This window comes from Larkinella punicea, assembly GCF_003334855.1.
Lineage (GTDB): Bacteria > Bacteroidota > Bacteroidia > Cytophagales > Spirosomataceae > Larkinella > Larkinella punicea.
Genome location: NZ_QOWE01000029.1, coordinates 100,504 through 107,340 on the forward strand (window position 1 = coordinate 100,504; position 6,837 = coordinate 107,340).

Genomic DNA, 6,837 nt, shown 5'->3' on the forward strand with positions numbered 1-6,837 from the left:
CGGTAAGTTAGCGGACAGTAACCAGCTATGTATCCACTTATGCAAACTGTCATTGTGACCGGAGGAGCCCAGGGTATCGGGCGTGTAACGACTCAGTATTTATTGACCCACGGCTACCGGGTTGCCATTTGGGAAAGCGATGCCGAAGCGCTCGAAGAGTTCGGCGAGACCATGAAATCGTCGAACTCCAGATCCCTCGTACTCAATTGCGACATCACCTCCGAAACCGCCGTGAAAAATGCGGTCAAAGCCACCATCGAGCGGTTCGGTCAAATCAACCACCTCATCAACAATGCCGCCATTCAGGTTGAAAAGCCGCTCGAACGGTTTACACTCGAAGACTGGAACAAAGTCATTGGCACCAACCTGACCGGTACCTTTCTCTGCTCCAAATATACCGCACCCCACCTCGCCGAACAACAGGGCAGCATCGTTAACCTCTGCTCCACGCGCGCCTTTCAGTCGGAACCGGAAACCTTTGCCTATTCGGCGTCGAAGGGTGGCATATTTGCCCTGACCCATTCGCTGGCGGTTAGCCTGGGGCCGGACGTCCGGGTCAACTGCATCAGTCCGGGCTGGATCGATGTGGCGGCTCTGAAGAAAAAAGGCAAGGCCCGCAATGAACAACTTCGCCCCGAGGACCACGCGCAGCATCCGGCCGGCCGGGTTGGGCAGGCCGACGATATCGCCCGGATGATCCTCTTTTTGATCAATGATTCCAACTCATTTATTACCGGACAAAACTTCATTGTAGACGGCGGAATTTCGCGAAAAATGATCTACGTGTAATCCATTACAATCTACTTACTAACAGATGCTTACCGTTCGATAAAAAAAATAAGCCGGGATCTGTTTTTTATGTATAATTACTTATGTATTTTTACGCAACGATTTAGTCATTTACGGTAAATCGCCATTCGCGTGGTTGCTCAAATGTCAAACAAAAAGGAAATTACTTTACCCAGTCATTCGGTGATTGAAAGCCGATGGTTGACCCTGGTAAATGAAATCCAGCAGCAACACAATGTCTTGATTGACCTGATTGAACAACTAGAGCAAAACCCGGGAACCAACCCGAAAACCGTCTTTCGATTGACAACTCTGCAACAGCATGTGCTGGATACGCTGTCTGACTTGCTGGCCGAATCGTTGATCGAGATCGAATCCACAGTGTCGACCCAGGTGGAGCGACTGCAAAAAAAGCATGCCCACAGCCAGATTTTGATTCAGCTCAAAGACCAGATTGATCTGGAGCTCAATAAACTCCGGATGTAACCGATACGGCAACGTTTGACAAATCCGGCATTTTATCCAATTCGCATTCCTTACTTTCTCTGTCCTACATAAAAAATAACCCCGGCACAGGTGTCGGGGTTTCTTTTTTAATCAATTTTTCACGGGTATCCTATAGCGTCTCAACTTTTATCGTGTCCGGGTCATAGTTGTCCGGCTGATGCACCTCCAGCCACTCTTCAAGCTGCATTAGGGCGCCTTCCTCCGTGTAGGAATTATAAATGCGGCTTGCCAGATAGGTGCCATCTTTGGCATATACTGTGCATTTGAACTTTTTTTTGTTCAAGGTTCCTCGCAGAGTTTTCATTTCCATTTTCGTGATCTTTAAAGTTCAACATACAGAGAGTGGGTGCATTAAAACCGTACAGGCAGGCAATCAAAATTAAATCAACAACCAATCGTTTTTTAGAAATTTACGCGTACTGCTGAGCGGAGGTTAAGAATAAAAAGAATGGCAAAATAAACTTAATTTACCGGGCTAATGAGTTGATAACGCATGATAAATCGAGCAAAAATCAAACCAAGTGTACTATTTATAATTACATATTTTCTTTATTTATAATTAATTTAAAAAGGGCTTTCTGATTTCTTTTTGGCTACCTGCGTGCAACCATTGCCACTTTTTCCGGGTCTATACCGTCAGAATAACCTCATTCATCCAGCAAAACCTTTCCTTGTTTCGGGTATAAAGATCAGATTTACTTTACGATGGTGAAACGAATGTCCGGAAGCTTTGCATTCGGACATTTTTGTTTAAACGGCTTTCAATAATTTATTGCACAAGCAATATTTTTCAATAATTGTTTTAATCAGTATTCAGCTTAAAAAGCGCACACATTCAGCGTGCCACATTTTTATTGGTCTGCTCTTTTTTCTGTAAAATTTTACCTTGCTCGATTAATTCCTGATATGTAAACTCTTCGTTGCGAACATCGTTGATATCATTTTCAACCGTAGCCCGGTTAAATGCCGACCGGCTTACCGAATCGGCATGATCTTCTATTACTTTCGAATAGTTGTCCTGATCGTATTTCTGGTCGAGGGGATCGCAGCTCAGGAAAACGAAGGAAATAGAAATGGTCAGGAGGAATGTGAGCCGCTTTTTCATGGATGTCGGGATTAGACTGATTAACCCGGATTTCCGGATGATTGTTGCGAAAGCGGTAGTTGCGTTTTAACCGCTATTCCTGCGTTTTGACAGTTGCATTCCCATCGTATTTTGTAATGGCTTTATTGACCCGAACCAGCGTTCCCATATTTTGAGCCAGAAACCTTCGTTTGGCATCAAGCCGGTTGGTCGCTTCAACATAGGTAGTCCAGGATTCCTCCCCTTTTAGAAAAGTCACTTTGTAAGTCTTCACGCTTTGTCCTTTTTATACCGGTTTATTCTCAATGGATTCGTCAATACCTATTACTCAATTATTCAAACGATCAATTGAATACTAGGACAATCAAATCGGGTGCCGGTTTAATCTTGATTTCCGAATACTGAGCCTATGGTTCGGAAATACTGGGACAGCTCTAAAAATCTACCAAAATAGAGCACGACCATTCTGCCGGGCTGGCCATGATGATGCGTTAAAAACAAGACCCGGTGAAACGTCACCGGGTCTGATTACTTACCAATCTCTATTAACGGAAGATTTTGAGCCTTCCGTGCAAAATTAGGGGTGGCGCGACTCAAAACATGGTACTATTCTGCGAATATTCAACACTTTTATGCACCGCGAAATGAGTTTTACGACAAGCTCTACTCATCAGGAATGGATCATCTGGCCCGGTTTTGCTCCGTTTCTGCGGTCGATGTGCTGCGGTATGCAGTTCTGAGTGGTTTGCCAAAGCGGTAGGTGAGGCCGATCGTGAAAGAGGAAGTGGCATATGTCCGGTCAAAATAGATGTCCGTTTCGCCCACGCTGTAGGTTCCGGATGCATTGGTCTGGTGGAAAAGATCGTTGGCCGTAAACCGGAGTTTCCCGGCATTTTTGAAGAAATCCTTTTCCAGCCCGAGTGTTACCGTAGCCCGGCTGTTGTTGTGGTAAAGCCCGTAATACCGGTCGCCCAGGTACCAGGCCAACAATTGTATTCTGAATAAGTCTTTGATCGTGAAGGTATTGCTGGTATATGCATAGAGCTGTGGCCGCGGCTTGACCAGTTCAAAACCGTACTGGTGGTCGATGGACTGGCTCCGGCTCAGGGTGATGGTGTTGGTGGTATTCCACCAGCGGATGGTCGAAGCGACGGATCCGGTAATGAAAAAAGTATGGTCTTTTTCGAGGTTGATGCCTTTGAGCACGTAGCTGTTCGGGCCGTCTCCCCGCAAAGCAGCACCGCTGATGGGATCCAGCGTGTAGTTGTAGCCCCCGCGCAGGTCAAACTGCCGGTAATTCATCCCCATTTCAAACGAGTGAACTTTTTCAGGAACCAGGTTGGGGTTTCCCTGAATCGTCGTGAATGGATCCTGGTAAATCACCCAGGGGTTCAAAGCCTGGTAGCGGGGGCGGGTAATCTTGGCCACGTACGAAAGCCGGAGGGCCAGGTCGCCCGGAAGGGTTTTGGTCAGGAAAAGCGTGGGGAAAACTGAAAAATAGCGCTTCCGGATCACCCGCCCGGCCCCGGCGGTGGTTTTCAGGTCATACTGCGTCCATTCGCCCCGCACCCCGGCTCCCAAGCGAAGGCGCTTGCCGATCGCTCCCGAATAATTAACATAGGCTGCGGACAACCACTCGGTATATTCGAAACGACTCGACAATTTTGGGTCAAGCTGGAAATGGGCTTCGGAGGCTGCAACCAGAAAGTCCGTTGCCGAAGCGGTAGTCGCGTACGTGAGTTTCAAGCCGGTTTCGAGCTTTGTATTGCTACTTATTACCTTCGTATAATCGGCCTGCGTACTGGAAATCGTAATGTGATAGGATTGGTTGTTTTTGAGCCGTCGGGTGAAACTGCTGTCGTTCACGGCGTTGTTTTCGTCGATCAGGTCGCGGACGTCCGTGCGAAAGCGGGCCACCTGGCTCCCCAGAAATAAAGTCGATCCGAGGGAATCCAGCGTCCGGTTATAGTTAAAAATCAGGGAGTGGTTCAGCCGTCTCTCGTTTTTGGCAAGACTGCTGTTGTAAACTCCCTGGTTAAGCGTGTCCGTGATGCGGTTCCGGCTGTACTGATTACCCCCCAGTCTATCCAGATTCCCCTTGTAACCCAGCGAGAAGTACGTTTTTTCGGAGGGATTGTATTGAACCCCGAGGCCAAAACTGGAATATTGGCGGAGTTTACGCTGCCAGTCGGTTGTTAAATCGGAATGGAGATACTGGGCTGCGGCCGGTCGGGTGCGGGTGGTGTGCAGGATCTCGCGGTCATGGCCGGTACGCAAGGCATAGTTTGCCGCCATCGTCAGTTTCCCTTTCCGGTAATTCAGATCCGATACCGTATTACTTTCTCCACCGGCAAAATCCGAATACGTACCCAGTTGGGTAACGGTACCAGTCAGGCCTTTTTCTACCTTCGTTTTGGTAACGATCCTGATAACCGCCTTGCCTTCGGCGTCGTACCGGGAAGAGGGATTGGCAATAATCTCGATCCGGACGATCTGGCTGACGGGAATGGCCATCAGTTGCTCATAGGTGATGGCCTGATCGTTCAGGAAAAGCAGTGCTTCGCCCTTGCCAACCACGCTCATGCGCCCTTCGTTGAACAGCACGCCCGGCGATCGTTCCAGAACCTGTGTGACCGACGGACTGCCGGCCAGAATGGTGCCGGCCACCTGTACCTCCACACTGCCGTTGCTGCCGTGTCGGACCAGCGGTGCCTGGCTGCGAATGCGCACCTCATCCAATTGAAAATGACGTTCCCGCAATACAATCACGCCAAGATCCCGTCGGGGCAGTCCCTCCCGGTGAACAAGAATAAGCGTGTCGGCGAAGGACAGGCTGCTTAAGCGGAGCACGGCATTCTGCGGGCGGATCGCCGGAAAAGACACAAGACCGTCTGGAAATAACCCGCCTTGCAGCAGGGCAGAATCCGGTAGGGAAAGCAGCCGGGCATCCACGGCAAGGGGTTCCTGGCGGGCATTGATCACCCTGGCCTGTAAAGAATACGTAGTTTGGGCGATGGCCGAGCGGGTCAGGATTAGCAGGATGCCGGTTGAAAACAGCAAGCCGGGTAGTTTCATGGCTGATGGATTTGTTCGAATCCAAAAATCAGCGATAAACCGGCGACGATAGTTTTGAAAAAGGGAATCGGGCGTACGGATTTATAAAACCGTACGGTATTTAAAGGCCAATGGACTGACGGGCAGCCTGTTGATACGTGAGGGGCGTCACGCCTTTACTTTTCCTGAAGGCGGCAAAAAAGGTCGATTTTGAATTAAAACCCACCTCATACCCAATCGCTTCCAGGGTAAACCGCTGGTCCGCGGTCATCATTTTGCAGGCTTCCGCAATCCTGAATTCATTCACATACGTCGTAAAATTCTTGCCCAGATGTTCATTGAGCAAGGCCGAGAGCTGGTGAGCGGAGATCGGTATTTCGCGCGACAGTTCATGCAGCTTCAGATCCGGATTTTTGTATACCTCCTTTTCAAGCATCACCTTTTCCAGTTTGGCCAGCCAGCGTTCCGCGTCGCTTTCATTGATTTTTTTAACGATGGGTTTGTCCGGTATAATCACAAAGAGTTCGTCGGTTTTTTTCCGGTAAAAAAGGATGGTCACCATCAGGTAGAAAATCAGGGAAAAGGCCAGGGCCCCACTGATGTAGACAGCGAACGGGGCGTTGATGAGGGAGGAGAAATAGAACAGGAAGATAACCGCATTGCCCGTCACGATCACGGAAATCCAGGATTCAGCCGGCTTCAGTGGATACGTCCGGGTAACAAGTTTCCCCAGCAGGTTCCGTATAGCCAGCCCTGAAGCCAGCAGAAAGCCGAACCATTGCAGGTAGATGACTTTGGCGAAATAAGCGTTCCAAAGCCCGGGATAGACCGCATACGGGAAACGGATGCCCACGACCAGGATCATGATGGCCAGCAAGACGAGCGTCCAGCGCCAGCTTTTCGGGACTGTCGCAACCGGTTTTAGCGCCGAACGAACAAAGAAATACAAAAAGGGACCAATGAAAAAGCAGGCTGAAAGACCAATTTGCAGATAGATTTTGGGCAGCTTTCCGTCAAAATACAAAAAAACTGACTTTCCGGTTCGAATGCTCAGGGCGAGCAGCAAGGCTCCCAGAAAATAGTTGGCCACGTACTTCTTCCGGGTAAAAAATAGCAGAAACAAGCCCAGGACAAGCCCGTTGAACGCGCCCAATCCACTGAAAAAGAACAGGATTTCGGATCAAGAGCAAAAGTTGTGGAGCATCTTGGTTTAAGCATATAACTGCGTTAATCGATAAAGGAAAAACTCGACGTTTCTTACCCCTCTGAACTGAGTCCGGAAGGCTTTGATCTTGGCATTGAAGGATTCAGCCGACGCGTTGGTGCTGCGATTGTCAAAGTAGTTCAAGATCGTATCATAATGGTTCTGAATCGAACGGGCTACCGTGTTGAAAGCCTTGAAT

General features: G+C 48.9%; 8 protein-coding genes. 2 read left to right on the forward strand and 6 right to left on the reverse strand.

Going from position 1 to position 6,837, the window contains the following annotated elements:
* Window positions 1-39 precede the first annotated feature (39 nt).
* Window positions 40-789: an SDR family oxidoreductase gene (locus tag DUE52_RS27750; protein WP_114409352.1), complete on the forward strand. Its 750-nt coding sequence runs from the start codon at window positions 40-42 to the stop codon at window positions 787-789.
* Window positions 790-972: 183 nt separating this feature from the next.
* Window positions 973-1,275 (forward strand): hypothetical protein, encoded by a 303-nt coding sequence (locus DUE52_RS27755; RefSeq protein ID WP_133299965.1) that lies wholly within the window; start codon window positions 973-975, stop codon window positions 1,273-1,275.
* A gap of 130 nt (window positions 1,276-1,405) precedes the next feature.
* Here DUE52_RS27755 and DUE52_RS27760 read toward each other — a convergent pair whose 3' ends face one another.
* From DUE52_RS27760 to DUE52_RS27785, 6 genes are all read right to left on the reverse strand, one after another.
* Window positions 1,406-1,606: a hypothetical protein gene (locus DUE52_RS27760; RefSeq protein WP_114409354.1), complete on the reverse strand. Its 201-nt coding sequence runs from the start codon at window positions 1,604-1,606 to the stop codon at window positions 1,406-1,408.
* A 525-nt stretch (window positions 1,607-2,131) separates the two neighbouring features.
* Window positions 2,132-2,401: a hypothetical protein gene (locus DUE52_RS27765; protein ID WP_114409355.1), complete on the reverse strand. Its 270-nt coding sequence runs from the start codon at window positions 2,399-2,401 to the stop codon at window positions 2,132-2,134.
* 73 nt (window positions 2,402-2,474) lie between these two features.
* A complete protein-coding gene (locus DUE52_RS27770) occupies window positions 2,475-2,654 on the reverse strand; it encodes a hypothetical protein (RefSeq protein ID WP_114409356.1) in 180 nt (59 codons plus the stop codon).
* A gap of 407 nt (window positions 2,655-3,061) precedes the next feature.
* Window positions 3,062-5,455 carry an outer membrane beta-barrel family protein gene (locus DUE52_RS27775; protein WP_114409357.1) on the reverse strand — a complete coding sequence of 798 codons (2,394 nt, stop codon included), beginning with the start codon at window positions 5,453-5,455 and terminating at the stop codon, window positions 3,062-3,064.
* Between the two features lie 100 nt (window positions 5,456-5,555).
* The gene (locus DUE52_RS27780) at window positions 5,556-6,557 is read right to left on the reverse strand and encodes a helix-turn-helix domain-containing protein (RefSeq protein ID WP_222930335.1); all 1,002 of its coding nucleotides are present in this window, start codon (window positions 6,555-6,557) and stop codon (window positions 5,556-5,558) included.
* A gap of 87 nt (window positions 6,558-6,644) precedes the next feature.
* Window positions 6,645-6,837 (reverse strand): transposase (locus tag DUE52_RS27785; protein WP_165841050.1); only part of this gene is annotated, 193 nt, incomplete at its 5' end.

Excerpts from the sequence above, each read along its gene's own strand:
- DUE52_RS27750 (WP_114409352.1), top strand. The coding sequence starts at position 40 with ATGCAAACTGTCATTGTGACCGGAGGAGCCCAGGGTATCGGGCGTGTA.
- DUE52_RS27760 (WP_114409354.1), bottom strand. The coding sequence starts at position 1,606 with ATGGAAATGAAAACTCTGCGAGGAACCTTGAACAAAAAAAAGTTCAAA.
- DUE52_RS27765 (WP_114409355.1), bottom strand. The coding sequence starts at position 2,401 with ATGAAAAAGCGGCTCACATTCCTCCTGACCATTTCTATTTCCTTCGTT.
- DUE52_RS27775 (WP_114409357.1), bottom strand. The coding sequence starts at position 5,455 with ATGAAACTACCCGGCTTGCTGTTTTCAACCGGCATCCTGCTAATCCTG.